At 60.1% G+C, this 434-nt stretch carries 1 pseudogene; it reads left to right on the top strand.

Going from position 1 to position 434, the window contains the following annotated elements:
• Positions 1-101: 101 nt before the first annotated feature.
• Positions 102-434: pseudogene (locus tag AF337_RS11485) on the top strand (hypothetical protein); the annotation flags it as partial.

Here is a 434-nt window from a genome sequence, read left to right on the forward strand (position 1 = left end):
GTTGAAGCGACGGACACGAGAGATAGGATCGTAAGCCATATTATCTGACTTTAGTCAGGTAATTGATCCTGTCAATTCAAAGCATTCCAAGGGACACGCAAATGAGCCGCGCGGTCCCCGCCATCCGCCTTGCGCGCTACCATCCCCTCGCCTATGGGAATGGCAACGTTCCCAAGGCCCCTTCCGTGTTCCGTTTTGCTTTCCACGCCGTGATCGTTCTCATTCTGACGTTGCTGACGCAGATCGGCGGCATCGCCTATCTCGTGGCGCTGGCCGCCTCACGCGCCTGCGGCCTACGGCGATTTCCGGGAAAGCTTACAATCTTCCTGCTTTGCTATGGCAGCGCCACGCTTGCCGCAAGCCTCGCCGCTCCGATCTTCGGGCGGGTTCCCCTCTCCTGCGTCGCCGGCGCTGCGGACAGGTTCGTGGTCCGC

Origin of the sequence: Rhizobium ecuadorense (genome assembly GCF_001187535.1) — a bacterium.
Lineage (GTDB): Bacteria > Pseudomonadota > Alphaproteobacteria > Rhizobiales > Rhizobiaceae > Rhizobium > Rhizobium ecuadorense.